Raw genomic sequence first — 24627 nt, 5'->3', positions numbered from 1 at the left:
GGAAATCTGTGCTACGTTCTATCCGGCTTGGCCCTTCGATCACTGAGGCGAAGGACGATATGCGACAGTTTTTGATCGGCAAAGAGACGTTGGACGAAACCGCTCCAGAGGTTCAGTCGCAGCTCGAACGTGCTTATGAACAGAAGCTCAGGCCACTTTGCAGGTGCAAGGAACCGCCGGTTCCGATGTACATCGCCCGGGTCGACGGTCAATTTCTAGTCAAGCGAATGCCGCTTTCCGGGCGCGATCATGACGCGGCTTGCCCGTCCTACGAGCCGCCCTACGAGTTGTCGGGCCTCGGCCCGCTCATTGGAAACGCCATTCAGATCGATGCAACCACGGGCTCGGCAGTCTTGAAACTCGATTTTTCGCTATCGAAACGGGGCAATCGAACGGTGGCGGCATCGTCAACGGAATCCTCCGAGAGCGTCCGCAACGAACCGAGGAAGCTGTCGCTGAAGGCGATGCTTCATTATCTGTGGGATGTCGGGGAACTGACGGAATGGACGTCGTTATGGGCGGGAAAGCGCGGATGGGGCCGGGTTCGCAGCGGCCTGATCAATGCCGCCAAGCAGATGACGGTCCGCGGCAACCTACTCAGCGACATCTTGTTCGTACCCGAAGTGTTTCATCAGGAGGACCGGGAGGGAATTGCAGCCCGGCGGGCTGCAGCACTCGCCGGCGCCCAGGCAACCGCTGCAGGACCGCGGCGGCTGATGATCGCTGTGGCTGAGGTCAAGGAGTTCGCTCCCGCGCGAGAGGGGCAGAAAATTATCATCCGCCACCTGCCCTTCCCCTTTGTAATCGAGCAAGGGGCGTGGAAGCGACTGAGCGCCAGATATGAGACGGAACTCGAACTGTGGCGGTCGAGCGATGAACTCCATTTGATCTTGATCGCGACATTTGGAATTTCCGGCGCGGGTATCGCCGCGATCGAGGAAATCGCGATGATGGTGGTAAACGAGAACTGGGTTCCGTTCGAAACCGTTCATGAGCAACGTCTCCTGGAGAGGCTGTCAGGTTTGAGACGCAAGAGCGTCAAAGGCCTGCGTTTCAATCTGTCGCGAGAGCAGCCGATCGTATCCGTGACACTGCCTGAACAACGACCTGCGCCGGTCGCCATGTTTATCGTGCCGACAAGCGCTGATGGCGAGTACGAGGCTGCGCTGGCGGAGATGATCAAAGGCCGCCCGGAGATGACGCCGTGGATTTGGCGTGTCTCCGCGGGCTATATGCCTGCCCTGCCCTGACAAACTCCGTTGCACCCCGCGGCCGATCACACAGGCATTGATAAAACCCTGCAGGTTATGACGACGATGACAGCCGTTCGCTCGGAAACCGCTGTCGAAGCCACGGTTAAAGATTCAGGTGTCAGTCGCTGCCGTTGTGGTAGGCCGCCGTGTGTGCCGGCCATGAGCATGGTGCCGTCAGCAGCGCCGAGGTGGCCCACGCAGACGACGATCTTTGAAGGCAGGTCGGGTCTCACGAGGTGGTCGGGCTTGATCTGCCAAAGGCCATGATCGCTGGTCGCCCAGGAACGGCAGGGTCATGTCACGGCGATGGATTGTGCGTCCATTGCTGTCCGGGACCACGGAACACGGCCCCCGACTGCGCGCGCCGATGTAGACCAATCGTGCTGCGACGCAACGCCTGCCACGACAACGGTACTCGTCCAAACAATGAGCATACCAGGCGAAGGCGCTCCCGCGCCGGCGCCCGTTCGCGCACAGCTTGACCGGTTAAGAGGGCAGCCGCAGGAGGTTTAGCAAAGCGCCGCCTGAACAGGCGGAAACCGGGACCGACTGCCCCCGGCAAGCTGTTCCGCTTTGGACACCACCCGGTGCCCTCACCTCACCTCACCTCACCTGCCCGGCCGTGCCAGTGACCGGGCGACATCGACGATGTCGTCGCGCGAGTCGGATCTTCCTTGTCCCAGGCAACGCCGAGCCCGATCCTGAAGTCGATGCCGCTGATTGCCCTCAGTTCGCATGCTACAGCCTGATTTCCTATGGATGTATCTCAGGCTATAGGCTGACATCAGAGATGACAAGATCATATTACAGTTTGAGCATGCATGTTGATAATCAGCCTGTATACTGATAGAGGTTATTCTAGATCAGTCTGCAGCCTGAGAGAAATGAATGAAGAACGACAGTCGAAAGAGGGGGCGTCTGCGGCTCGATGAAAGACTTCGGGCACTCCAACCGATTGACCGGTTCAAGGCGCCGCCGAAAGGATGGGTGCGTGCGTTGCGCGACGCGCTCGGGATGACGGGCGCGCAGCTCGGCACGCGCATTGGCGTGCGGCCCCAAACCGTGGAAGCGATAGAGAAATCGGAAGCCGCAGGCACGATCCAACTTAACACCTTACGTCGTGCAGCTGAGGCGATGGATTGCACACTCGTCTACGCACTTGTTCCCAACAGTTCACTCGGGGCTGTCATCGACGCGCGCGCAAGGAAAATCGCAACGCGAGAGCTTCAGCGCGTCGCGCATACAATGCGGCTCGAAGCTCAGGGCACAGACGAAGCGGACTTCGAATCCCGCGTCCAGGCATACATTCGCGACAGGCTTTCCGAGCGCGACCTCTGGAACGAGACATGACGGACCTGTTTCAGGAGCCTGAGGACGCAACGCCCCTTGAACCGAATGAACGAGACGGACTGCTTCAGACATGGATCACGCATCGCCGTGATCTCAATGAGGCAGAGCAGGAAAACATCGTTGAGGCTGCGGCCTGGGCGCGCGGTCGCCGGCGCGTATCGCTTGAACGAATGCTCAGCGAGGACTTTATGCGGACACTACACAAGCGGATGTTTGGCGAAGTCTGGGAATGGGCTGGCACCTTCCGAACAACGGAGCGCAACATCGGTGTCCAAGCCTACCGCATCGGCGCGGAGCTCGCGAGCCTGTTAAGCGACGTCCGATATTGGGTGGAGCATGGGACATTTCCGCCGGATGAAATTGCAATTAGGTTTCACCACCGCCTGGTCGCGATCCACCCGTTTCCGAACGGAAATGGCCGACACGCTCGCCTGGCAGCCGATCTTCTGATCGAACGTCTTGGCGGGGAGCGTTTCGGTTGGGGCGGCGGAACTCTGGCCGATGTCGGTGAACTGCGCACCCGCTACGTCATAGCCCTTCGCGCAGCCGACAACCATGATATCGCGCCGCTGCTAGAATTCGCGCGCACCTGAGAGGCGCGGTCTCAGTACGCATCGTTCGCCCTTGAAGATATATACGAACCGCAGCCCCGTGATTTCCATTCGTGCGGCGGAACGTTAACTTATATACTCTCCGTCGGCCCATCGGAACGGCGGCCCGGGAATTCTCGACACGCTAAGGGCGGAATCAAGGGCTGCAGCAGGAGCCTCAGCATAGCGGCCGGCAGGGAGGCGGAACCGACTGCCCCCCGCCCGTGCGTTCCGTATTCAAGCCACTCTGATGGAAGTCGAGGAGTATCGAGATCAGTCGTTGGAATTGCCTTCTGGAAAAAGAAGCCCGGCACGAGGCCGGGCGGTGGGTCCATTTGGTGATGCACAGGGAGGGCCGTAATTTGGCGCAGCCCTCATGAGACCTGTTCGAGAAGTTTCTTGGCCTTGCCTTCCAGTTCGAGGCGAGCGTCCTGATGTGTCTTGTCGCGTGCCAGCGCGGTGATCCCCTGGACGAAATCGAAGATCGATTCCGGCGGGCGGCCCTCTTCGGAGAGAACAGTCTCGATGATCTTGCCGGTTTCGTTTTTCGAGAAGCCGCGCCGGCGCAAGAAGGTCTGGCGATCCTCGTCGTTGCGGGCAACGATCCGTTCGCGGGCTACCCGGATACCCGCAACGAAGGCCGCAGGCGAGGAGTTGGCGAAGCTCGTCAGCGCTGGCGCCGCTTCGTGCGCGAAACGTTCGGCCGCGAACTTCGAATGCCGGATACTGATCTCCTCGAAGTTTTCAGAGCCCCAGATATTGCGGTTTGCACAGACGGCACGGAGATAGAACGAAGCGATACCGAGGGTCTTCGACCCGACCTCGGAATTCCACGCGTAGAAGCCGCGAAAGAACAGATCAGGCTCACCGTTGGGCAGACGTCCTGCCTCGATCGGGTGGGTATCGTCGACAAGGAACACGAATACATCGCGATCGGAGGCATAGAGCGTCGTCGTGTCTTTGGTGATGTCGACAAACGGATTGTGGGTCATGCTCGCCCAATCGAGGAGACCCGGGACCTTCCACATCGTATCGCCGGTTCCATCGCCGGCGATCTTCATCACCGCGGCCACCAGTTCGTGGTCCCAGATACGGCCGTATTCCGGCCCGGTCACGGCCCGAAGCTCGACGCGGCCGTCATCCGTTTCCAGAGTTTTCACCAACTCCGCACGGTGACTGAGAAGACCATGCTGCAGATTGATGACGGCAAGCGGCGCAGGAACCTGACGCATGTAGGTCGCCGGAGCTCCGACCAAGCTGCAGAGCTGGCCGTAGCTCCAGTGCGTCGGGGCGATCGGCTGCCGGTCGCCGGGAACGATCAGCTCGAGGCGTTCGGCGTTGTCGCGTGTCGCCTCGACCCGAATTGCCGAGCTTTCCATGGTTCGCGCTCGAGCCTGGTCGGCTCGTCTCTTCACCGAGTGGTGGAGTTCGGAAAGCGACAGATATCGCTCGTCGTCGGGACGAGAGAACCATTCGGACGAGACGCGACCAATGCGTTGCCCGCGCGAAATATCGACCTTGAAGCCGGACGAAACCGGGCTGGAATTGGAAAGCGTGGTGTTCATGATGATGTCTCCTGAAACGAAAGAGCCCGGCGCGATGGCCGGGCGGTGTTGAGATTGAAGTGGGATTGGTAAGAGCCCGGCGATGGCGCCGGGCTACGATGATCAGCTGCGGAGATTATTCGGCAGCGTCGAGATGGCTGGAACCATCGTCTTCATGCGCGTCCCGATGCTGATCGGAGAGATCGGCGGCGTCGGCCGGAAAGGCTGGAAGGTCGCCAACGTTGACCTCCGAAGCGGGATCGTCTCCTGCTTCATCAGCCGCAGGAGAGACATCATCTGAAGCAGTTTCCTTGTCGACGGTCCGCAATGGCTCGGGGAGCCAGCCGCTGCCATCGAGCAGACGCTCGGCCTCACGGACCATGTCCTGCTTCTTCAGGTGATCGATCAGCTGAGCCGACTGCTCACCCTTGGCTTCACCCACGGCTTGCAGGATATGCGCCTTGGTGACGCGGCCGAGATAATTGTCGACCGTCGGCACCCATCCGGCCGTGACCATGTCGAAGCCGATCGAGCGAGCAACCTGATCGGCATGAGCGATGGCGCGTGTGCGCTTGTTCCACGGCTCGATCACGAGGTTGACGGAGAGCGATGCGCAATGGGCGAAGAGCGCCTGCCGGCTGACGCTGTCGAGCGCGATCAGGTAGCCCAGAGCTCCTCGGGCTTCTTCGGCAGATCCTGACCCCATGCCTCCTGCCGCTGATCGATCTCCTCGGCCCAGAGCGTGTCGCCAAGGCCCTGCCTCTGGCTGAACTTCGCACTCTGCAGGGTCAGCTCCAGACATGATTCCGAGCCGTAGAGATAAAAGATCTTCAGGACGAAGGCGTGCAGCACCGCGACGAAGGCGATGACTGGATCATTGGCGAGCGCGTTGCGCAGCGCCACAGTGCGGGTCGCCGTGAGATCCATGACAAGACGATCGGAGAGCGGCCGAACGGTGTCGTCCTCCTCCGCCAGCTGGTCATCGGAGACGGGCTTGCCGTTCACCGAGATGCCGTCGGCAGAAGACGAAACATCGTCAGCCTCGCCGATATCGCCATCGGCATCCCCCGGATCGTCACCCTCTGTTTTCACCTGCGGCTCGTCATCGGGCCGGATAAAGCCACGTTCGATCTTCAGCTCGCCGTTGGCGGCAAGAGAGATGAAGGCGCCGCCGCGAGCAACCTCGTCCGGGTCGAAGACATAAGGCCGGTCATTAAGTTGGTCGAGCTCATTTCCCAGTTCTTCAAGCCGGCGCTCGATCTCCTCAGAATAGCTTTCGGCTTCGGCATAGTCCGCGTCGAGCTTGTCGTACTCGACCTTCAGCGTATCACGACGGGTAAGCTCCTCCTCGCTGAACTCCTGCTGCTCGCCATAGAAACGACGAAGACCGGACGTGTGGCCGTAGGGGAAGTCGAAAGCGGCTTCGACCCACTTCCAGCCTTCTTCCGTTTTCAACGCTTCGGCATCTGCCCTCAGCTTCTCGACCCCGAGCTGCTCAAGCAGCGCCGGATCCTGCAGCCAGCCGCCATTGTCCTCATCGAAGAGGTCGCGCATCACTACGCCGCCGGCCGCTTCATAGGCCTTGACGCCGGCATAGTTGGCACGGCGATCGCCTGCGCGGATCGCCGTCTCCGTCAGCAGCCTGCGAATATAATACGGGTCTTGGGCGTGCTGACGCGAGAGCGTATCCCAGACCTGGTCCTGCCGAATATGATCGTTGGTGATCGAGAAAGCCATGATCTGTTCGAGCTTCATCTCATCATTGGCGTAGAGGTCGAGCAGCCGCGGCGACACGGAAGCGAGCCTCAGCCGCTGTCGGACGGTCGCGACCGAGACGAAGAAGCGAGCGGCGATTTCCTCCTCGCCCAGGCCCTGCTCGCGAAGCGTCTGGAAGGCACGGTATTGGTCGAGCGGGTGAAGGTCGACACGCTGGACGTTCTCAGCGAGAGAATCGTCTTCGGCCGAGGTCTCGTCGCCACGCTTGACGATGCAGGGAACAGGTTCCGTCTTCGCCATGCGCTTTTGCAAAACCAGCAGTTCGAGCGCGCGGTATCGCCTGCCGCCGGCGGGAATATGAAACCTGCCGGTTTCCTCCCCGTTTTCGCCGAGGATCGGGCGAACGCTGAGGCTCTGCAGAAGCTTGCGACCGGCGATATCGTCGGCAAGATCCTCGATCGAAACACCCGCCTTGACGTTGAGGACGTTTTGCTGCGAGAGTTCGAGCTTGTCGAATGGGATATCCTCCGAACGGTTCAGGGTGATCTTCTGAACGGCTTTGGCCATTTCATTTCTCCGTGCCGGGCCGGCTGGAGCCTCTCTCCAAACCTCCTAACCCGTCACGGAAAGCCCTTCCCGCCTCTCCCTCTCTCCCAGCCCGCTCCCTCAAGTTTTGCGCCCTGCACCTGGCGGGATGTTGGTTCGCCGCGACCTTCCCCTTGTTCCACATGCTTTCGGGCTTCTGCCGCCAATCGATTGGGAGGGAGATAGAGGCTACTCTCGCAACTCCATCGAGTGGCGATTGCGATGGTTTGCCTTGAAGCGAATCGAACCGCAGGCCCTGTCTACCCGTTCAAGCGGCACGTCCGACTGCTCGGCGTAACGCTTTCATCGCTGACGACCGTTGGAACTGGCGATGCACACAGGTCTCGTATTTTCAGCGCGTCGATGAGCCTCACGACGTGGCGACTGCCATCAACGCGGGCGCCGCGACAGGGCGAAGGGTTGCTGTTGAGATCATTGGCTTTGCTCCGATCGTTCATTCTGAAACACGAGAAGCTGGCTCTGCCGCCGGGCGTTGAAGACGTCCCACGATGCGGCTTCGGCGGATTGGCGAGACAATTGTGCGGCTGAGGACGCGCTTCTCCGGAGTTCCGGTTCCGCGCGAGGGGCTTCTTCGCGCGGCCAGGCGATAGCGAGCGACGCCGGGTCGGAAGGCAAGCGGACCATTTCATGGCGAACCTGCTCGTCATATTTGACCATCTTGCCAACCGACGGATCGTTCCGCCCATAATAGGATTGGAGCATGACCTTCTCGGCCTGCGTCGCATCGGCGCCGGCATGCAATGCGAGGCGATAATAGCTGTTGAGCAGAGTGGCCGTGGCCTTGAGGTTCAGGCAGGGATCGAACGCATCCGAGATCGAAAGCCTGAATTTGCGCAACTCTTCCATGCCGATACCACCAAGACCGATCTGGATGTCCTGATGATCAGCGGCAAGCGAGGTCGCGAGCTCAATGGCTTCCGCTTTCGACGCGGGTTGACGCCCAAGCGGCGGGCCACTGTTGATACGAATGGCGAAGGGCTTGAAACGGCTCTCGAGACTGATGACGGCGGCGAGCGTCCTGACCTCCGCCATGGGTGCGCAGGTCTGGGCGAGATCCATGAAAGTGACGGCCATCGTTCAGTACCAGACCCGCTGCGTTGCCGCGCCGTCGATGGTGACGTCGACGTAGTGGGGCTGCGGGCGCACGTTCGGGCGAGCCGTCGAATAGCCCATGCACTGGCGGCGCCCATCCTCTCGCTGCCAGCGTGGTGAGAGGACCAGACCCTTGTTGAAATTGTACCCATCGCCAACACTGGGGCAGAATGCGTTGCTCACCGGCTGCAGTGCCGTCGACACGCAAGTCGCTTCTCGCCCGCGCGGACCATAGTCGCTTTCCAGCCGGTAACCCGTTTCGCAATAATGCGGCTCATAGCCCGGTCGCGAACTGCGGAAGCCGACGCCGCTGCATGTCGGAAACGAATGCCCTTCGGCAAGCTCCCGCCACAGTTTCTGGATCGGCGGCCGGCATTCTGCAAATTGCGTCGGGCCACCGGGGTTGGAAAGGCATAGGATAACCTCGCAACCCCAATCGGTTGCTTGCGCCGTGCCAGGCGAGGTAAGGTAGGGTGGCAATATGCAGCAGGCCGCGACGGCTGAGTTGAGCAGAAGGTTTTTCATGCGCACGACCCTTCAAAGGACATCCCATTGCGGACAAGGTGGCTTGCCTGTAGAGCAATTTATACTGATTTATATAACACAGTAAAATGACATGACAAGAGCACTCAAGGCCCAATGGCATAATCTCGCCTTCTCGGGGCTCATCCTGCATGAGATCCTCGACCATCACCTTGACGACGAGACGCCTCAGGCACGGTTGAAGCAGGTCGGCATGATGACGATCCTCTACAGCATGAACCAGACGCATCAGAAGCTAACGCTTTCCAGCATTATGGAAATTACGGCTCTGACACGCAGCGGCGTCAAGGAGACGGTGGATCTTCTGGTGAGACGAGGGATGTTGGACGAGACGATCGTTAAGAATTCGATGGGTCGTGGAACAGCACGCCAGTTCGAGATTTCGGAGGCGCTTCTGGAGAAGTTGAGCTCCTTCGGAGCCGGATAAGCAATCTATTTTAAGTGACGTTTTCCGAAGCCTCACCTCGGTTGCCGGACTCTAATCCATTCTGGAGGAAATTCGCAGAGGCAGGTCACTTCGTCTATGAATATTCCGTGGTGGCCAGGAACTACGGGATATCTGCGCTGCTACTCTTCGTCATCGCCGCAAATTACCAGGCCTGGCGGACGCGGGGATATCTGATCGGCGGGCTGTTCTTTCTTCTCGCCAATACCAATGTCATTGCCGCCATCATGAACGGCGCCTTCATCCTCTTCTGGTTCCTGGACCTGCTCCAAGAGCGCGCCAGACCAACTTTTTCGTCAACGCGGTGATCGCGACGGCCGGACTGGCGGTCTGCGGCATCACCATCCTGCCGACGTTCAATGATGCCGCGGTTGCCGATCTCTCGATGACTTCGCCAGTCGAACTGGCCCTGAGTGCGCTATTCAACCCGGCAAGCACGACGCCCGGCGCCTGTTCCTGGCCAAGCCGATTCCGATCGGATCACTCATCCTCTTCGGTGCCATGCTCGGCCTTCTGGCGAGACCCGCCGCCTTCGCCGCGGCCCTTATCTCGCTTCTCGTCTTCCCGCTCATTTCCAGCCTGGCTTCGGCCGGCGGTGAAAGGCATGCGCTCGTTTGGTTCTGCTTCTGCCTGTCGCTTTACTGGAGCAGTTGGGATCGGATCGCGGATTGCTTGTCAGGAAACAAGCACTGCGTTCGAATGCGATGGTTCGCTTCGGCTGCGCTGCTAGTGATCATGGCGTGCCAACAGGTATCCTTAGGGCTCGAGAAGGCGGCTCTTGTTGGCGGCAGCAGGATCGAGAGCGGATCTCGCCCGTCTCATCCAATCCCGGCCTGAACTCGCCAAGGCAACCAGCGTTGCCGAACCGGAATATCTCGCCGAAGCCCTGCCATATTACGTCAACAATCCAATATATCTGACCCGCGAGCACAAATTCGGGACCTGCGCGCCCAGACCGGGTTTCCAATGGTAATCCTGATGCAGCACAAGCTGAAGAGAATAGTTCCGGAGCAGATTTACCGGGAGGGTTACAACTGGACCTTCCATGCCTCGCGCCAACAGATCGACGATTTCCTTTCGACGACGATGCTGCTCGCCGAATTCGGCCCTGCGAATTATTTCGAAACCTATGATGTGTATCTGTTGGACGGTGATCGGAAATAGACCGTCTGACGATGAAGGAGGCGTCCGGCATGAACACAAGCTTGGGTGACCGCAGGGTGACCGCACCAGGCCGAGCGGGCTTGCGCGACTATATCGCCATTGCACGGCTCGATCACAGCACGAAGCACGTCTTCATCGTTCCCGGCATCATCCTCGCCTATCTTCTGCGTGGGGTCAGAAACGACGACCTGGCATCCTCGATCGTGCTCGGGCTTGCGACCGCGCTCTGCATCGCATCCGCGAACTACTGCATTAACGAGTGGTTCGACCGCGAGTTTGACCGGCATCATCCGACGAAATCGCAGCGGTCCGCCGTGCAAAGCGCGATGAACGGCAGGCTGGTTCAGCTCGAATGGACCGTGTTGCTCATCGTCGGCCTCGGCTGCGCCATCCTCTCGAGCAAGCTTCTGTTCTTCGTCGCCTGCCTGTTTGCGATTCAGGGAATCGTCTACAATCTCGATCCGATCAGAAGCAAGGACAAGGCCTATCTCGACGTCATCTCAGAATCGATCAATAATCCGATCCGCCTGGTGATCGGCTGGTCGATGATCGACCCAACGAGCCTCCCGCCGGGATCGATCATTCTGGCCTACTGGTTCGGCGGCGCGTTCCTTATGGCGGCAAAGCGCTTGTCGGAATATGACGAGATCGTCGCGTCGCATGGCAAGGATCTGCTGTCGCGCTACCGGGCGAGTTTCGCCCAGTATACGCAGGTCTCGCTGACCGCCTCCTGCATTGCCTATTCACTGTTTTCGATTACCTTTCTGTCCGTCTTCCTGGTCAAGTATCGCATCGAGTACATGCTCGTTCTGCCCTTCGTCGTTGCCCTATTCACGGCCTATTTCGTGATGGCGACGAAATCGGACTCTACGGCGCAGAAACCGGAAAAGCTGTTCCGCGAGCCCGGCCTGATCGCGATCGTCGCGGCCCTGGTGGCGGCCTTCATCTTCACCACATTCGTCGACATTCCGCTTCTCGTGACTCTATCCAAGCAGCACTACATCACCGTCCGATGATCGCGAGCAAGGTCGACTGGGGCACTATCCGATTTGTCGTCTTCGACGTCGACGGAACGCTATACAACCAGCGGAGGCTGCGCCTTCGGATGGCCGGCGAGTTGCTTGCTGATGCGGTGGCGAGAGGCAGCCTGATCAATCTGCGTGTGCTACGCGCATATCGTTTCCTCCGTGAAGCTATCGGCGAGGAGGAGATCGACGATTTTCAGACGAGCCTGATGGCGCGAATCGTCGCGCTAACCGGCCAGCCAGCCGAAAAGATCGAGGCTGTCGTCAGCGAGTGGATCGGGCGCCGTCCGCTCGCCTATATCGCATCCTGCCGGTATGATGGGCTGGTGGAATTGTTTGCCGGGCTCAGACGCCAGAACAAGGCGATCGGGATCTATTCTGATTATCCTGCCGACGAGAAGCTGCAGAGGATGACATTGTCGGCCGACTACGTGTTGGCCGCAAGCGACCCCGGTGTCGGCATCCTGAAACCTCATCCGCGCGGCCTGCAGATGCTGATGCAGCGCGCCGGTGTCGGCCCCGCGCAAACCGTTCTGATAGGCGACAGGCCCGAGCGGGATGGCCTTGCGGCGCGCCGCGCCGGTGTCCTGCCGCTTATTCGCTCCGACGGGGCGCGGGAGGGCTGGCTGACCTTTTCGACCTATTCGGACCCGGTGTTCGCAGCGCTGCGGGCAGAGGAAGCGTTCGGATGATCTTGTCAAAGGCTATCCGCTATGTGTTCACCGGAGGTCTGGCTGCGTTCGTCGACCTCGCGGTGTTTCGTGGCCTGCTGGCGTTTGGCGTACCCCTCGGCCTTTCGGCGACATTAAGCTGGCTGATCGCGGCGGCCGTCAACTACAGCGTCACCAGCCGCTATGTCTTCAATCAGGCAATAAGCCGAAAGCGCGCTTCACTGTTCCTGACCGGCGCGCTGCTCGGCCTCTCGATCAATGTCTGCGTGACGTTGATCCTCGTGCAGCAGGTCGGGCTCCCGCCCTTGTGGGCAAAGCTTTTCGGCATCGGCACGGCCTTCGTCTTCAATTTCCTAATAAACCTTCTCTGGGTGTTCAGGTAGAGCCATCCTCGGCAACATGCGCGAGATCGTCCGCGGCCGCACCGTCATCATCATCGCCCATCGCCTGGCGACCGTGCGGCAATGCAACCGCATCATTGGCATGAAGGACGGACGCATCGTCGAAGAGGGAACCCACGAGACGCTGCTTGCCCGTCCGAATGGGCTCTATGCCCATCTCTGGCAATTGCAGACAGGGCCAGTTCAGTCATGAACCAGACCGTCCAGCCTCCCGGATTGAAAGACGATCGCGGTTCCGGTCTCGAACGATGCCAAGGTGGAAGCCGGAGACATTCTCGTCGAGCTTGACCCAACCGAAACCCGGGCCGAAGTCAACACGTTATCCACCAGCCTCGCGGCACTGCGGGCGGAGGTCACGAGGCGCGGTGCGGCATTGGCTGAGGTTAACGCCTGGCAGCGCGGCGATCTCTGCAGGCAGGTCTCGACGGCTGCTGGAGGAGACTGCTCGCCTAGCGCAAAGTGACGGGTTTCATCCCTGATGGCTTCCAACATCCGTCCAAGTGCGTCGATGGTTCGTTCTTCCTCTTCCGTGATCGTGCTGTTCGGCCTCACCAACAAATGCCCGTCATGCCAGTAGTCGTAGAAACCTCCGAAGAACTCATTGTAGTTCACCTCGATGAGGCCCTCATTCCCCCGAGAGAGGACTGCGATGGCTTCGATGATCCGATTTCGCCAACGCTGCTCGATAATACGATCTGAAACTTCTTCGCCCACAGTAAAAGCCTCCGTTGGTTTACCGAGGACGAAGCCAAGCGTCTAACGGGAGCGACAATTGTGCGCCAGATCACACCGGGCCAGTCCGTTACACATGATTATAGGGATACCCGGGCACAATCCAGACTGATCCCGCCTGCGACCGCGTGGTTGAAGCCACCTGCGGATAGGTCGAGCAGATAGCGCGGCAAAGTCAGCCAGCCAGGCATTCGTCGCAAATGCCGCAGCCGACATCATCCATCCACCGACCCGCATGCTGGGCAAGAACCGCGTTTCGACATCGGACTCTGATATAGCCAGCCCCCATAAAAAAAGCCTGCCGCGGGGGGAGGTGCGGCAGGCTTTTCGAAAACACTGAACAGCGGCTGGGAGGAGGAGCGCCACTGCTCCAACAGACGCCCACGGGAGGAGGAGTGGGCCGTCTGAAACCGAAGCACTGCGGGAGGAGGTGCATCGCCTCGAAGAAAACACAATTACCTCTTCTCGCAGCACATTAAATAGACATTGCGGCAGCGCAGCCATGCAAAGACGCACGGCTTTTACCTGGCGCGGAAATCTCGGTCCAGGCCTCGCGGCAGTCCAGATACAGAAACGCCCACGTCATCATCGGGAGTATGGTCATTCAGGAGGCTAGAGAAAAAGCCGCTTGGCAAGTCACCGATTGGCGGGCAACGCTATAGATGGTCCGCGCGATCGATGCCGAGGTCCTGCAGTTCGCGCGAGATCATGCGGTCAAGAGCAATATTCCATTCGAAGACCTGTTCAAAACAAACTCTGTTCATTCGATTGCCGATATAAACGCCGGGATCTGTTGCTCGAAGAACTTCGAGAATGAGGCGATGCGCGGCGGAAGCGCCTGGTACGGGGGGTAGTACAGGGTCAGCCACAAGTCCGGCGGCGACCAGTCCTGCAGGACGTGGGCCAGCCGTCCGGTCCGCAGATGCTCGGCCACATGAAACTTGGGCAGCATCGCGACCCCGGCGCCGTCGGCAGCCATGCTCGCCAGCACTTCCCCGCTATTGGCGCTGAATGCCCTGCCCGCGGAAATCGTGGCATTGCCGCTGCCGTCCGACAGCATCCAGGTTTCCCGCTTGCTCTCGCCGCTATAGGCCAGGCAATCGTCGGGGATGAGTTCGTTCGGGTGTCTCAGATCGCAAAACCGGCTGCCGGGCGCTGCAACGAGGATACGGCGAACGACGCTGATCTTGCGCCAGATCGTGAACTTGTCCGAGGGGGCTGCGGAAATGCGGATCGCCAGATCATAATCATCGTCGATGATATTCACCAGCCCATCGGCGAGCGAGATCTCGAAGCTGATCTTCGGGTAGCGCTCCCTGAATGCGCAGAGGATAGGCGGCAGGACCTGCTGGCCGAACCAGGTCGGCGCGCTGATCCGCAGTCGGCCGTGATCCGCCTTGTGGGTATTCATCAGATTCGTGCGCGCATTTTCGAGCGCCTGCACCGCCGGCTGGATCTGGGCGGCGAAGATCGCGCCGTCAGTCGTCAGCGACACTTGGCGCGTGGTCCGCACGAAGAGTTGCACGCCAAGATCTTCTTCCAGCGCCGCGATTGCCCGGGTGACGGCTGCTGGGGTCATGCCGAGTTCGCGCGCGACCTGCGCGAAGTTGCGCTTCTCGGCGGCCAGCAGAAAGGTTCGAAGAAGCTTGTAGTCGTTCATTGATTATTTCACCTGAGGCAATTCACTGACAATTATTATTGCAATTCCGACCGATGATCAACGGGCGTAGGTTTTCAATCACACCAGACAAACCAACGCAGCCGCGGAAGGGCGAGCATTATGATCAAGGATATCAAGGGACTGCATCACATCACGTCAATGGCGTCGGATGCCCGCCAGAACAACACGTTCTTCACGGACACGCTCGGCCTGCGCCGCGTCAAGAAGACCGTGAATTTCGACGACCCCAACGTCTACCACCTCTATTACGGTGATGAGGCCGGCACCCCCGGCTCCGTCATGACCTACTTCCCTTTTCCCGACGTGATGAGCGGCCGCCCGGGCGTTGGCGAAGTCAGCGAAACGCAGTTCGCAGTGCCTAAGGGCTCGCTCTCGTTCTGGCAGGATCGCCTGTCGGCAAAGGGAGCCGACAACCTGCATACCGACACCGCCTTCGGCGCTGCCCGTCTCCTGTTCAAAGGGCCGGACGGCGAAGGGTTTGCCCTTGTCGAAACGGAAAACGATGGCCGCAAGGCCTGGAATGGCGCCGGCATCGACGAAAGCGTCGGCATCAGCGGCTTCACCGGTGCCAAGTTCCGCCTGCATGATACCGCTGCCACGTCCGAACTGCTCGGTTTCATGGGCTACCAGCGCGCCGAAACGGATGGTGACGTCACCCGCTTCATCATCCCCGGCGGCAATGGTGCGGACACGATCGATCTCGAGCTTCTTCCGAAAATGCCTTTCGCAAGGCAGGGCGCGGGTTCGGTCCATCACATCGCTTTCGCCGTCGAGAACCGCGCAAAGCAGCTCGAAGTTCGCAAGGCCCTGATGGATACTGGATACCAAGTGACACCTGTCATCGACCGCGATTACTTCTGGGCCATCTACTTCCGCACACCCGGCGGCGTGCTCTTCGAAATCGCCACGAACGAACCCGGCTTCGACCGGGACGAAGACACCGCACATCTTGGCGAGGTCTTAAAACTGCCGGCACGCTACGAGCCCTATCGTGACCAGATCGAAGCCGGCCTGACCTCGCTCGCCGCCTGAGGTCGCTTTCCAACAATACGGCGGCATAACTTTCAAGACGTGCCGCCTTCCCTGCCCCATTACCTACCTGCACCCAATCAAAGGAAGACACGAGATGTCCAGCAAGCTTCAGGTCCTCACCCCGCAGAACAGCCAGATCATCTTCATCGACCAGCAGCCGCAGATGGCCTTCGGCGTTCAGTCGATCGACCGCCAGGTCTTGAAGAACAACGTCGTCGGTCTTGCCAAAGCGGCCAAGATCTTCAACATCCCGACTACCATCACCACCGTCGAGACCGACAGCTTCTCGGGCAACACTTTCCCGGAACTGCTCGCGGTCGTTCCTGAGAACGATATCCTCGAGCGCACGTCGATGAACTCCTGGGACGACCAGAACGTCCGCGATGCCCTTGCCAAGCATGCCGCCGACGGCCGCAAAAAGGTCGTGGTCGCAGGTCTGTGGACCGAGGTTTGCAACACGACCTTCGCGCTCTCCTGCATGAACGACACCGACTATGAAATCTACATGGTTGCGGATGCTTCCGGCGGCACCTCCGTCGATGCACACAAATATGCGATGGACCGCATGGTGCAGGCGGGTGTCGTTCCAGTCACCTGGCAGCAGGTCCTGCTCGAATGGCAGCGCGACTGGGCCCGCAAGCAAACCTATGAGGCGGTCACGTCGCTGGTGAAGGAGCATTCCGGCGCCTACGGCATGGGCATCGACTATGCCGTCACCCACGTCCACGGCGGCGCCGAGCGGGTCAGCCATGGCAAGCGGATCGGCCCGAACCCTGCCAAGTAAACCGTCAATCACTCCGGCCGGCTGCGTCCTGCCGGAGTGATTTTCTTTCACCACGCGAGGTTCCCCCATGAAACTCTATCTTCTGTCACTCGGTGCCGGCCTGCTGGTGGGCGTGATCTACAGCCTGCTCAATGTCCGCTCGCCTGCTCCGCCTGTCGTCGCGCTCATCGGGCTGCTCGGCATCCTTGTCGGCGAGCAGCTCGTGCCACTGGCAAAGAGCATTTGGGCTCGCGAGCCTGCCGCCGTCTCCTGGCTTCATCAAGTCAAGCCGCACATGTTCGGTCACCTCCCGAAGGGCGGGAAAACCGTGGTGGCGGTGAACCCACCCCATGACGATTCAACATCGGGGAAAAGCTGATGACGACGCGCCGCACATTCCTGGGCGCAGCATCGAGCCTCGCCTTTTCAAACTTGTTTTCACCGGCCAATGCCGCCGATCCCATCAAGACCGGAGACGCTTCCATGCACGCCGATATCGTCCTTCGCAACGGCTTGATCACAACGCTTGATCGCTCAAATCCGAGCGCCACCGCAGTGGCCGTCAAGGACGGCCTGTTCCTGGAGGTCGGCAGCGACAGCGACATCATGGCGCTGGCCGGGCCCGATACAAGGATCGTCGACCTCAAGGGCAAGCGCGTGCTTCCCGGCCTGATCGACAACCATACCCATGTCGTGCGCGGCGGCCTCAACTACAACATGGAGCTGCGCTGGGACGGCGTGCGTTCGTTAGCCGACGCCATGGACATGCTGAAGCGGCAGGTGGCCATCACGCCCGCTCCGCAATGGGTGCGCGTCGTCGGCGGCTTCACCGAGCACCAGTTCGCCGAGAAGCGGCTGCCGACCATCGAGGAGATCAATGCCGTCGCGCCTGACACGCCGGTCTTCCTGCTGCACCTCTACGACCGGGCCTTGCTGAACGCTGCGGCACTCAGGGCCGTGGGCTACACGAAGGACACGCCGAACCCTCCGGGTGGCGAGATTACGCACGACGCCAACGGCAATCCCACCGGCCTGCTGCTGGCCAAGCCGAACGCCGGCATCCTTTATTCGACACTCGCCAAGGGACCGAAGCTACCCTTCGATTACCAGGTGAATTCCACCCGCCATTTCATGCGGGAACTGAACCGGCTGGGCATCACCGGCGTCATCGATGCCGGCGGCGGTTTCCAGAACTATCCGGACGATTACGCGGTCATTCAGAAACTGTCTGACGAGAACCAGCTTACGGTCCGCCTCGCCTACAACCTCTTCACCCAGAAGCCGAAGCAGGAGAAAGAGGATTTCCTCAACTGGACGTCCTCGGTCACATACAAGCAGGGAAACGACTATTTCCGTCACAACGGCGCCGGCGAGATGCTGGTGTTTTCCGCCGCGGACTTCGAGGATTTTCGCCAGCCCCGCCCGGACATGCCGCCGGAAATGGAAGGCGAACTGGAAGACGTCGTTCGGGTGCTGGCCGAAAACCGCTGGCCATGGCGTCTTCACGCCACCTATGACGAAACGATCAGCCGCTCACTCGACGTATTCGAGAAGGTCAACAGGGATATCCCGCTCGAAGGCCTGAACTGGTTCTTCGATCATGCCGAGACGATTTCGGAACGCTCGATCGATCGCATCGCAGCACTCGGGGGCGGCATCGCCACCCAGCATCGCATGGCCTATCAGGGCGAATATTTCGTCGAGCGCTACGGCCATGGTGTCGCCGAAGCCACTCCGCCGATCCGGCGCATGCTCGACAAGGGTGTCAACGTCTCGGCCGGCACGGATGCGACCCGCGTTGCCTCCTATAACCCCTGGGTCTCGCTGTCATGGATGGTCACCGGCAAGACGGTCGGCGGCATGCAGCTCTACCCGCGTGCCAATTGTCTCGACCGTGAGACGGCGTTGCGGATGTGGACCGAAAAGGTCACCTGGTTCTCCAACGAGGAGGGCAAGAAGGGACGTATCGAAAAGGGCCAGTTTGCCGATCTCGTCGTCCCGGACAAGGACTTCTTCTCCTGCGCCGAGGACGAGATTTCGTTCCTGACGTCGGAACTCACCATGGTGGGCGGCAAGATCGTCTACGGTGCCGGCACTTTTGCCACCCTGGATGAGAGCGATATCCCGCCAGCCATGCCGGACTGGTCACCGGTTCGCAAGTTCGGCGGTTATGCCGCCTGGGGCGAGCCCGACGGTGCAGGCAGACACTCGCTGCGCCGTGCGGCGATCGCCTCCTGCGGCTGCGCCAGCGATTGCGGTGTCCATGGCCACGATCATGTCGGCGCCTGGACATCGAAGCTGCCGATCGCCGACCTGAAGGGCTTCTTTGGCGCCCTTGGCTGCTCCTGCTGGGCCGTCTGAAACGCGGTCACCGATATAAGCTCCCTCTGCCGCACGATCTGTAGAGGGACTTTCTGACGAACGACAAGGCTAGGCGAAATGGCCGCAGCCCGGAGAAATCATGTCCGCTATTCCACTCCTTGAACCGGCTCAACCAGCCGTCCTGATGATCGATCAACAAGCCGCTCTCGCCTTTGGCGTTGGGTCGACGGACCGTCAGGTCCTTCTCAGCAACATGGTCGGGCTGGCAAAGACAGCGAAAGCATTCAAGCTCCCGGTGATCGCTTCGACGTCGGCCTCGAAGGTCTATAGCGGGCCTATGATGCCCGCAATTCAAAGCGTCATACCCGAGGTCGCATCTATCGAGCGCCGCAACATGAACGCCTGGGAAGACGATGCAGTAAAGGCAGCGGTCGCGCGGACTGGCCGCAGGACGCTGCTGGTTTCGGGGCTTCTGACGGAAGCCTGCGTCTCGTTCCCCGTGCTTTCGGCGCTCGCCGAAGGTTATGCGATCTTCGTGGTCGCCGATGCATGCGGTGGCGTGACATCCGATAGCCATAAACTTGCGTTGCGCAGGATGGAAGCGGCGGGTGCGACGATGACGTCCTGGCTGCAGGTCTTGCTCGAGCTTCAGCGCGATTGGACGAGACAAGAAACCTACAATGACGCGCGAGCGATCGTCGAAGCGCACGCCGGCGGTTACGGCATCGGTCTTTCCTACGCCCGCGACATGATCCACCCGCTCTGATCACCGGTGTTTTGAGGATACTCGTATGACGTCCATAAATGCTCAAGGTGCCGGCAGCTCCGCCGGCAAGGCTTTCGGCGCCGAATTCCTGGCATTGCTCGCGCTCTGCTCCGCCTACATCCAGGGTCCGCTGACGAAGGTTTTCGACTTTCAGGGGGCAGTCGCCGAGATGAACCATTTCGGCCTGGCTCCGGCGCCACTCTTTGCAGTCGGCGTGCCGATCTTTGAACTCGCCATGTCTGCCCTCATCCTTTCGGGGCGCTTGCGCTGGCTGGGGGCTCTTGCGCTGGCGATATTCACCTTGATGGCGACATACCTTGCCCTGCGGTTCTGGGAGATCCCCGCCGGACCAGAGCATTCGGCGGCCATGAACGGCTTCTTCGAGCACATCGGCCTTAGCGGTGCCTTCCTCTTCGTCGCTCTTGTCGACCTGCGCAAACGCGCGAGCCGAAAGTAGAGCGCGTCGTCCGATGCCTGCCATGATGACATCAAATCCCGGATTTCAGGCCTGTCTTTGCTGCCAAGAATGCCGGTGGAGCTCAGATCTTGAGAATGCGTCGCGCCGGCGAGATCCACGAGACCGTCATGCGACAACTCGAGCATGACTAACTCTATGAAAGAGCAGCGCAAAATCGCTGGAAATCAGCCATCAAAACTATATGCCAGACCCGAGTTCCGTGCCAATTATTGCAAAAATAGCAATTCAATCGAACGAACTATTGCAATTGTTCACCTCTGAAACCTGAGCCACTATCCCTTCACAGATAGAGGCCTGCCGGAGCCGACTTAATCATGAGGATGTATCTATGACCTTTCCATCAGCTGGGTTGAAATTCGCCGTCGCCGTTGCCGTCTCTACGATCATGGCCTCTTCTGCTACAGCCGCCGGGGCTGCCGGCAAGACCGTGGCGGTTGGCGCGCAATACGACACCGCTCATGTCTATGTTCCGGTGACCGACGTCGATACTTTTGCGGCGAGTTTCGTCGCCACATTCGGCGGTGCATCGACCAAGCAGATCGTCGCCATGGTGACGCCGACACCGAGCAGCACGACCTCGCAACTGATCCAAACGCCCGCAGGCACAGTCTCGCTGTTCGGCTTCAAGACGCCGATCCCCTATCCCTTCGGCAAGGAACGGACAGGATATCTCGTGACGGACATGGACCGGGCGATCCGGGATGCGCGAAATGCCGGAGCCTCTGTCATTGTCGATGCCTTCCCTGATCCGATCGGCCGCGATGCCGTCATCCAATGGCCGGGCGGCGTCAACATGCAGCTCTACTGGCACACCAAGGCGCCGGACTATCCCAAGTTCGATACGGTCCCTGAAAACCGGATATATGTTTCAAAGGATTCTGTCGGCGCCTTCATTCATGATTTTCTGACCTTCTCAAAGGGCAAGATCGTCTCCGACGATAGAAGCGCGCCCGGCGTTGAGATCGGTCGCCCAAGCGACATCTACCGGCGCGTGCGGCTCACATCGGACTTCGGCAACATGTCGGTCCTCGTGACCGATGGCCATCTTCCTTACCCCTATGGCTATGAGACCACCGGTTATGAGGTGAAGGATCTCGATGCAACCCTCGCAAAGGCCACCACTTCCGGCGCGACAGTGCTCGTCCAGCCTTACAAGGTGGACAAGCGTCAGGCAGCCATCGTTCAGTTCCCCGGCGGATACATCGCCGAGATCCACGCACTGCTTGTCTCAGAATGACCGACCGCTTCGAGCCCATGATGACGCAGCAACCGTCGACATTAAGGCCGATCAGTTGGCGCTCACGGCGCAGTCGGCCTGCTGTGGCGGCAGAAGACCAAGGATGCCGTCCATGTCCAACTGAGCGGCGCGGCGGGGAATGGACGGGCGTGTGTCCAGGTACGTGCGGACTGCGCCTTCAATTCCAACCCCACCGCGCCATCGAGGCCATTCGTTACGACGTCGGCTGATCCACCAGGCCGGCGTCCACGATAACAACGACCGGTGCCAAGCCGAGATTCTCCTGCAGCGGGACGGCAAAGGAAAGCACATATGAAAAAGATCTCTCTCGCAACAGTTTTGAGCTTCGACGCCGGATACGTCGACACAGCAGGCTTTCTGGCGCTTCAGGGGCTGTTCACGGCGCATGTGACAGGTAATTTCGTGACATTCGGCGCAGCCGTCGTGCTCGGCACGTCCGGGATCATCGCCAAGCTTCTCGCTCTCCCGGTCTTCTGCGCTGTCATTCTTATAACCAGGCTGGCGAGCTTCTGGCTCGCCGGGCGCAAATACGCGGTTTTAAGCACGATGATGAGGGTGAAGCTTCTGTTGCTGATCGTAGCCGCGGTCCTTGCGGTTTCCTATGGTCCTTTCCCGAAAGGCGACGGATGGCCGGCGATCCTGACCGGCATGGTGCTCGTGGCCGCGATGGCGATCCAGAACGCCGCGCATAAAATCCATCTCGCGAAGGCACCACCGACGACGATGATGACCGGCAACACCACCCAGATCATGATCGATTTGGCTGATGTCATTCGCGGCGAAAGCCTGGAAACGAAAAATGCCGCCAAGAAGCGGATGATCAAGATGCTGACGAGCGTCTGCGCATTCGCCATCGGCTGCGGTGTCGCCGCCGCGGCCTTCATGTGGCTTGGCATCTGGTGCCTTGCAATCCCGCCGCTGCTCGGTCTCTTGGCGCTGATTGCCGAGATCGAGACACCCGAAGGCGACGCAAAATAGCTGCCACCCCTCGATCTGCGGTCAACAGTCTTTCAACCCCACCTCAATCAAGGAGACAAGAGAATGGGCTATATCACCACCGAGGACGGCGTCGAGATCTTTTATAAGGATTGGGGGCGGAAGGACGCCCAGCCGATCGTATTCCACCATGGCTGGCCGCTCTCGTCGGACGATTGGGACGCACAGATGCTGTTCTTCCTGTCAAAGGGTTACCGCGTCGTCGCCCACGACCGCCGTGGTCACGGCCGCTCGGCACAGGTTTCCGACGGACACGACATGGACCACTATGCCGCCGACGCCTTCGCTGTCGTTGATGCGCTCGATCTGAAGAACGCCGTTCATATCGGCCATTCGACCGGCGGGGGAGAAGTCGCCCGCTACGTTGCAAAATATGGCCAGTCGGCCGGCCGCGTCGCCAAGGCGGTCCTCGTTTCCGCCGTACCGCCGCTGATGCTGAAGACCGAGACAAATCCAGGTGGCGTCCCGTTGGAAGTGTTCGACGGCATCCGCAAGGGCGTCGCCGAAAACCGGGCGCAGCTGTTCATCGACTTCCCCACCGGTCCGTTCTATGGCTTCAACCGGTCCGACGCGAAGGTCTACCCGGGCGTCATCCAGAATTGGTGGCGCCAAGGCATGATGGGCAGCGCCAAGGCACATTACGATGGGATCAAGGCCTTCTCCGAAACCGACCAGACGGAAGACTTAAAGGCGATCACCGTTCCGACGCTCGTCATGCATGGCGATGACGATCAGGTCGTGCCGATCGACATTGCCGGCCGGCTGTCGGCAAAACTGCTGCAGAATGGGACTTTGAAAGTCTACAAGGGCTATCCGCACGGCATGTTGACCACCCATGCCGATGTCCTGAATGCCGATCTCCTGGCATTCGTCGAAGCCTGATCCGTCAGTCCGGGTGCGGCTTCAGTGCCGCATCCGGACCGCGCAAAACGCGTCTGAAGCTGTTTTCACCATGACATTATCGGCGCTTTTCCTTGAAACCGAGGTCGAGGGAAAGGATCGCCGTGCAGCGCCGCTCCAGCTTCAACTCGACTAATGCCGATTGCGGGAGCGCCACTCCGACGGAGCCACTCCCGCGATCTTCGAGAAGGTGTCGATAAATGTGTCCTCATCAGCAAAACCGCAGGTCGCGGCCACCTGGGCGATGGTGTCACCGGTCCGGCTCAGCTGTGATTGAGCCTTGCTCATCCGGTACGCCGACATCCATTCGCTAACGGACTGCCCGGTTGTATTCGAGAAGCCTGAACAGAGCTCATCCACCGAAAAACCTGTGGCGTCGGCAATCTGATCGACGGTCATGTTGGCCGACAGGTTTGCGGCCATGTACGTCTTGATACGCTTTTCCTGCAGGGGAGACAGCCGACCACTCGTCGACAGTCGCTGCGCGGGTGAGCGTCCGTAACGATGGACGAGATGGGCGTTCAGTGCCAGCCCTATATGAGGAAGCAGCTGATCCCTGACTTCGTCCGGCATGTCGAACATCGGCATTAGTGCTCCACCAATATTGCGGATCACCTGATCGTTGATCCCTCGGCAGGTGGCAAGATCGTCGACGCGCGGTTCGCCCGCCTCCTCAGCGAGCTCGGCAAAGTGCGAGCTCGGGATATGAAAGGCAAGCGCCTCAAAATGACCGCCAATCGAGATTGCGGCGCCCTGCCTCAGACTGATGAGACAGACGGAACCCTTGGGATAGGTCTTCAAAGGTGTGACGGTCTGGTCCGGACGGATGTCGCGATGATCGACATCGACGAGATAAAGCATGACCAGGAAGGCATCATCGGCCGGGAGGAAGACGGGATGCCCCGCATCTTCATAAACGTGGTCAAGATGAACGACAGAGAGCTTCGCCTCGCGAAGAGGCCTGATGACCAAGGCCCTCGCCGCACCGATGCCAAAACATGTTGCAATCCTGTCGCTGACCGCCAACGCTTCACTCAAATGTGTCTCGATCCTCCGGGCTGGGAACGGTATAGCCCGACCATTGCGATGCCACGATTTGAGAGTTCCTATACATCTTCGAAGCATCTATCTTGCACAAAAGCATCCTCATCGAGGAGATTCGGCGAATTTCCAGAAGGCTGCGCTGAAGGGCTGAGCAGCGAGATTGGCCTTAAAAAAACGAAAGCTGGGCGTCTTGGTTCCTATTTCCGACAATCACGTGAAATCACTCGGCGCAGCGGCAACCGACACCTTCGGATG

24 protein-coding genes and 3 pseudogenes are annotated in these 24627 nt (G+C 59.8%); 19 read left to right on the top strand and 8 right to left on the bottom strand.

What is annotated here, in order from left to right; genetic code table 11:
* Positions 1 to 59 precede the first annotated feature (59 nt).
* Positions 60 to 1250, top strand: coding sequence for a DUF1173 domain-containing protein (locus RlegSU303_RS32035; RefSeq protein ID WP_017958406.1), 1191 nt, complete (start codon positions 60 to 62; stop codon positions 1248 to 1250).
* A gap of 611 nt (positions 1251 to 1861) precedes the next feature.
* Here the strand turns inward: RlegSU303_RS32035 and RlegSU303_RS32030 are convergent.
* Positions 1862 to 1992 (bottom strand): annotated as a pseudogene (locus RlegSU303_RS32030) (LysR family transcriptional regulator); the annotation flags it as partial.
* Between the two features lie 149 nt (positions 1993 to 2141).
* Between RlegSU303_RS32030 and RlegSU303_RS32025 the strand changes: the two are divergent.
* Both RlegSU303_RS32025 and RlegSU303_RS32020 read left to right on the top strand, forming a co-directional pair.
* Positions 2142 to 2603, top strand: a complete 462-nt coding sequence (locus RlegSU303_RS32025) for a mobile mystery protein A (RefSeq protein WP_017958405.1) — start codon at positions 2142 to 2144, stop codon at positions 2601 to 2603.
* Complete coding sequence (locus RlegSU303_RS32020) at positions 2600 to 3196, top strand: mobile mystery protein B (protein ID WP_017958404.1); 597 nt, start codon at positions 2600 to 2602, stop codon at positions 3194 to 3196. Before RlegSU303_RS32025 ends, RlegSU303_RS32020 begins: the two co-directional genes overlap by 4 nt.
* Positions 3197 to 3567: 371 nt before the next feature.
* Here RlegSU303_RS32020 and RlegSU303_RS32015 read toward each other — a convergent pair whose 3' ends face one another.
* The 4 genes and pseudogenes from RlegSU303_RS32015 to RlegSU303_RS32000 form a co-directional block, all read right to left on the bottom strand.
* Complete coding sequence (locus tag RlegSU303_RS32015; RefSeq protein WP_231284143.1) at positions 3568 to 4758, bottom strand: DUF932 domain-containing protein; 1191 nt, start codon at positions 4756 to 4758, stop codon at positions 3568 to 3570.
* 115 nt (positions 4759 to 4873) lie between these two features.
* Positions 4874 to 7020: pseudogene (locus tag RlegSU303_RS32010) on the bottom strand (ParB/RepB/Spo0J family partition protein).
* Between the two features lie 450 nt (positions 7021 to 7470).
* Positions 7471 to 8133, bottom strand: a complete 663-nt coding sequence (locus RlegSU303_RS32005; protein ID WP_231284142.1) for a lytic transglycosylase domain-containing protein — start codon at positions 8131 to 8133, stop codon at positions 7471 to 7473.
* Between the two features lie 3 nt (positions 8134 to 8136).
* The gene (locus RlegSU303_RS32000; protein ID WP_168291822.1) at positions 8137 to 8676 is read right to left on the bottom strand and encodes a hypothetical protein; all 540 of its coding nucleotides are present in this window, start codon (positions 8674 to 8676) and stop codon (positions 8137 to 8139) included.
* 91 nt (positions 8677 to 8767) lie between these two features.
* Between RlegSU303_RS32000 and RlegSU303_RS31995 the strand changes: the two genes are divergently transcribed.
* From RlegSU303_RS31995 to RlegSU303_RS31965, 7 genes and pseudogenes are all read left to right on the top strand, one after another.
* Positions 8768 to 9121, top strand: a complete 354-nt coding sequence (locus RlegSU303_RS31995; protein WP_017958401.1) for a hypothetical protein — start codon at positions 8768 to 8770, stop codon at positions 9119 to 9121.
* Between the two features lie 107 nt (positions 9122 to 9228).
* On the top strand, positions 9229 to 9447 hold the full coding sequence (locus RlegSU303_RS31990) for a hypothetical protein (RefSeq protein WP_026158431.1): 219 nt from the start codon (positions 9229 to 9231) through the stop codon (positions 9445 to 9447).
* A 670-nt stretch (positions 9448 to 10117) separates the two neighbouring features.
* The gene (locus RlegSU303_RS31985; protein WP_231284141.1) at positions 10118 to 10303 is read left to right on the top strand and encodes a hypothetical protein; all 186 of its coding nucleotides are present in this window, start codon (positions 10118 to 10120) and stop codon (positions 10301 to 10303) included.
* Positions 10304 to 10332: 29 nt separating this feature from the next.
* The gene (locus tag RlegSU303_RS31980; protein ID WP_026158429.1) at positions 10333 to 11319 is read left to right on the top strand and encodes a UbiA family prenyltransferase; all 987 of its coding nucleotides are present in this window, start codon (positions 10333 to 10335) and stop codon (positions 11317 to 11319) included.
* Positions 11316 to 12020, top strand: a complete 705-nt coding sequence (locus RlegSU303_RS31975; RefSeq protein ID WP_017958397.1) for an HAD family hydrolase — start codon at positions 11316 to 11318, stop codon at positions 12018 to 12020. The genes RlegSU303_RS31980 and RlegSU303_RS31975 overlap by 4 nt, the downstream gene beginning before the upstream one ends.
* Positions 12017 to 12382 (top strand): GtrA family protein, encoded by a 366-nt coding sequence (locus RlegSU303_RS31970; protein ID WP_017958396.1) that lies wholly within the window; start codon positions 12017 to 12019, stop codon positions 12380 to 12382. Before RlegSU303_RS31975 ends, RlegSU303_RS31970 begins: the two co-directional genes overlap by 4 nt.
* Positions 12375 to 12593, top strand: a pseudogene (locus RlegSU303_RS31965) (type I secretion system permease/ATPase); the annotation flags it as partial. The gene RlegSU303_RS31970 and the pseudogene RlegSU303_RS31965, both read left to right, overlap by 8 nt.
* Here the strand turns inward: RlegSU303_RS31965 and RlegSU303_RS31960 are convergent.
* Positions 12584 to 13114, bottom strand: a complete 531-nt coding sequence (locus tag RlegSU303_RS31960) for a hypothetical protein (protein WP_231284140.1) — start codon at positions 13112 to 13114, stop codon at positions 12584 to 12586. The pseudogene RlegSU303_RS31965 and the gene RlegSU303_RS31960 sit on opposite strands and share 10 nt — an antisense overlap.
* Before the next feature lie 778 nt (positions 13115 to 13892).
* Positions 13893 to 14792 carry a LysR family transcriptional regulator gene (locus tag RlegSU303_RS31955; RefSeq protein ID WP_017958392.1) on the bottom strand — a complete coding sequence of 300 codons (900 nt, stop codon included), beginning with the start codon at positions 14790 to 14792 and terminating at the stop codon, positions 13893 to 13895.
* 120 nt (positions 14793 to 14912) lie between these two features.
* Between RlegSU303_RS31955 and RlegSU303_RS31950 the strand changes: the two genes are divergently transcribed.
* The 9 genes from RlegSU303_RS31950 (at position 14913) to RlegSU303_RS31910 (ending at position 23310) form a co-directional block, all read left to right on the top strand.
* Positions 14913 to 15845, top strand: coding sequence for a VOC family protein (locus RlegSU303_RS31950; protein ID WP_231284139.1), 933 nt, complete (start codon positions 14913 to 14915; stop codon positions 15843 to 15845).
* A 94-nt stretch (positions 15846 to 15939) separates the two neighbouring features.
* The gene (locus RlegSU303_RS31945) at positions 15940 to 16629 is read left to right on the top strand and encodes a hydrolase (RefSeq protein WP_131620441.1); all 690 of its coding nucleotides are present in this window, start codon (positions 15940 to 15942) and stop codon (positions 16627 to 16629) included.
* Positions 16630 to 16696: 67 nt separating this feature from the next.
* Positions 16697 to 16987, top strand: a complete 291-nt coding sequence (locus RlegSU303_RS31940; protein WP_231284138.1) for a XapX domain-containing protein — start codon at positions 16697 to 16699, stop codon at positions 16985 to 16987.
* Positions 16987 to 18969, top strand: a complete 1983-nt coding sequence (locus RlegSU303_RS31935; protein WP_231284137.1) for an amidohydrolase — start codon at positions 16987 to 16989, stop codon at positions 18967 to 18969. Before RlegSU303_RS31940 ends, RlegSU303_RS31935 begins: the two co-directional genes overlap by 1 nt.
* 100 nt (positions 18970 to 19069) lie before the next feature.
* Positions 19070 to 19696: a hydrolase gene (locus tag RlegSU303_RS31930; RefSeq protein WP_131719400.1), complete on the top strand. Its 627-nt coding sequence runs from the start codon at positions 19070 to 19072 to the stop codon at positions 19694 to 19696.
* 25 nt (positions 19697 to 19721) lie between these two features.
* Positions 19722 to 20153 (top strand): DoxX family protein, encoded by a 432-nt coding sequence (locus RlegSU303_RS31925; protein ID WP_017958386.1) that lies wholly within the window; start codon positions 19722 to 19724, stop codon positions 20151 to 20153.
* A 349-nt stretch (positions 20154 to 20502) separates the two neighbouring features.
* Complete coding sequence (locus RlegSU303_RS31920; protein ID WP_094088891.1) at positions 20503 to 21411, top strand: glyoxalase; 909 nt, start codon at positions 20503 to 20505, stop codon at positions 21409 to 21411.
* 312 nt (positions 21412 to 21723) lie between these two features.
* Positions 21724 to 22410: a YoaK family protein gene (locus RlegSU303_RS31915; protein ID WP_017958383.1), complete on the top strand. Its 687-nt coding sequence runs from the start codon at positions 21724 to 21726 to the stop codon at positions 22408 to 22410.
* 63 nt (positions 22411 to 22473) lie between these two features.
* Positions 22474 to 23310, top strand: a complete 837-nt coding sequence (locus RlegSU303_RS31910) for an alpha/beta fold hydrolase (protein WP_017958382.1) — start codon at positions 22474 to 22476, stop codon at positions 23308 to 23310.
* A gap of 150 nt (positions 23311 to 23460) precedes the next feature.
* Here RlegSU303_RS31910 and RlegSU303_RS31905 read toward each other — a convergent pair whose 3' ends face one another.
* Positions 23461 to 24354 carry a helix-turn-helix transcriptional regulator gene (locus RlegSU303_RS31905; protein WP_131620649.1) on the bottom strand — a complete coding sequence of 298 codons (894 nt, stop codon included), beginning with the start codon at positions 24352 to 24354 and terminating at the stop codon, positions 23461 to 23463.
* Between the last annotated feature and the right edge of the window lie 273 nt (positions 24355 to 24627).

The organism is Rhizobium sp. SU303, assembly GCF_021052345.1.
Lineage (GTDB): Bacteria > Pseudomonadota > Alphaproteobacteria > Rhizobiales > Rhizobiaceae > Rhizobium > Rhizobium laguerreae.
This window is presented reverse-complemented; position numbering and strand designations above follow the sequence as displayed.

Bases quoted from the DNA above. Each gene is read 5' to 3' on its own strand.
- RlegSU303_RS31925 (WP_017958386.1), top strand. From the start codon at position 19,722: ATGACGTCCATAAATGCTCAAGGTGCCGGCAGCTCCGCCGGCAAGGCT.
- RlegSU303_RS31920 (WP_094088891.1), top strand. From the start codon at position 20,503: ATGACCTTTCCATCAGCTGGGTTGAAATTCGCCGTCGCCGTTGCCGTC.
- RlegSU303_RS31910 (WP_017958382.1), top strand. From the start codon at position 22,474: ATGGGCTATATCACCACCGAGGACGGCGTCGAGATCTTTTATAAGGAT.
- RlegSU303_RS31995 (WP_017958401.1), top strand. From the start codon at position 8,768: ATGACAAGAGCACTCAAGGCCCAATGGCATAATCTCGCCTTCTCGGGG.
- RlegSU303_RS31935 (WP_231284137.1), top strand. From the start codon at position 16,987: ATGACGACGCGCCGCACATTCCTGGGCGCAGCATCGAGCCTCGCCTTT.
- RlegSU303_RS31930 (WP_131719400.1), top strand. From the start codon at position 19,070: ATGTCCGCTATTCCACTCCTTGAACCGGCTCAACCAGCCGTCCTGATG.
- RlegSU303_RS31985 (WP_231284141.1), top strand. From the start codon at position 10,118: ATGCAGCACAAGCTGAAGAGAATAGTTCCGGAGCAGATTTACCGGGAG.
- RlegSU303_RS32005 (WP_231284142.1), bottom strand. From the start codon at position 8,133: ATGGCCGTCACTTTCATGGATCTCGCCCAGACCTGCGCACCCATGGCG.
- RlegSU303_RS31950 (WP_231284139.1), top strand. From the start codon at position 14,913: ATGATCAAGGATATCAAGGGACTGCATCACATCACGTCAATGGCGTCG.
- RlegSU303_RS32035 (WP_017958406.1), top strand. From the start codon at position 60: ATGCGACAGTTTTTGATCGGCAAAGAGACGTTGGACGAAACCGCTCCA.
- RlegSU303_RS31970 (WP_017958396.1), top strand. From the start codon at position 12,017: ATGATCTTGTCAAAGGCTATCCGCTATGTGTTCACCGGAGGTCTGGCT.
- RlegSU303_RS32025 (WP_017958405.1), top strand. From the start codon at position 2,142: ATGAAGAACGACAGTCGAAAGAGGGGGCGTCTGCGGCTCGATGAAAGA.
- RlegSU303_RS31955 (WP_017958392.1), bottom strand. From the start codon at position 14,792: ATGAACGACTACAAGCTTCTTCGAACCTTTCTGCTGGCCGCCGAGAAG.
- RlegSU303_RS32020 (WP_017958404.1), top strand. From the start codon at position 2,600: ATGACGGACCTGTTTCAGGAGCCTGAGGACGCAACGCCCCTTGAACCG.
- RlegSU303_RS31915 (WP_017958383.1), top strand. From the start codon at position 21,724: ATGAAAAAGATCTCTCTCGCAACAGTTTTGAGCTTCGACGCCGGATAC.
- RlegSU303_RS31975 (WP_017958397.1), top strand. From the start codon at position 11,316: ATGATCGCGAGCAAGGTCGACTGGGGCACTATCCGATTTGTCGTCTTC.
- RlegSU303_RS32015 (WP_231284143.1), bottom strand. From the start codon at position 4,758: ATGAACACCACGCTTTCCAATTCCAGCCCGGTTTCGTCCGGCTTCAAG.
- RlegSU303_RS31945 (WP_131620441.1), top strand. From the start codon at position 15,940: ATGTCCAGCAAGCTTCAGGTCCTCACCCCGCAGAACAGCCAGATCATC.
- RlegSU303_RS32000 (WP_168291822.1), bottom strand. From the start codon at position 8,676: ATGAAAAACCTTCTGCTCAACTCAGCCGTCGCGGCCTGCTGCATATTG.
- RlegSU303_RS31980 (WP_026158429.1), top strand. From the start codon at position 10,333: ATGAACACAAGCTTGGGTGACCGCAGGGTGACCGCACCAGGCCGAGCG.
- RlegSU303_RS31940 (WP_231284138.1), top strand. From the start codon at position 16,697: ATGAAACTCTATCTTCTGTCACTCGGTGCCGGCCTGCTGGTGGGCGTG.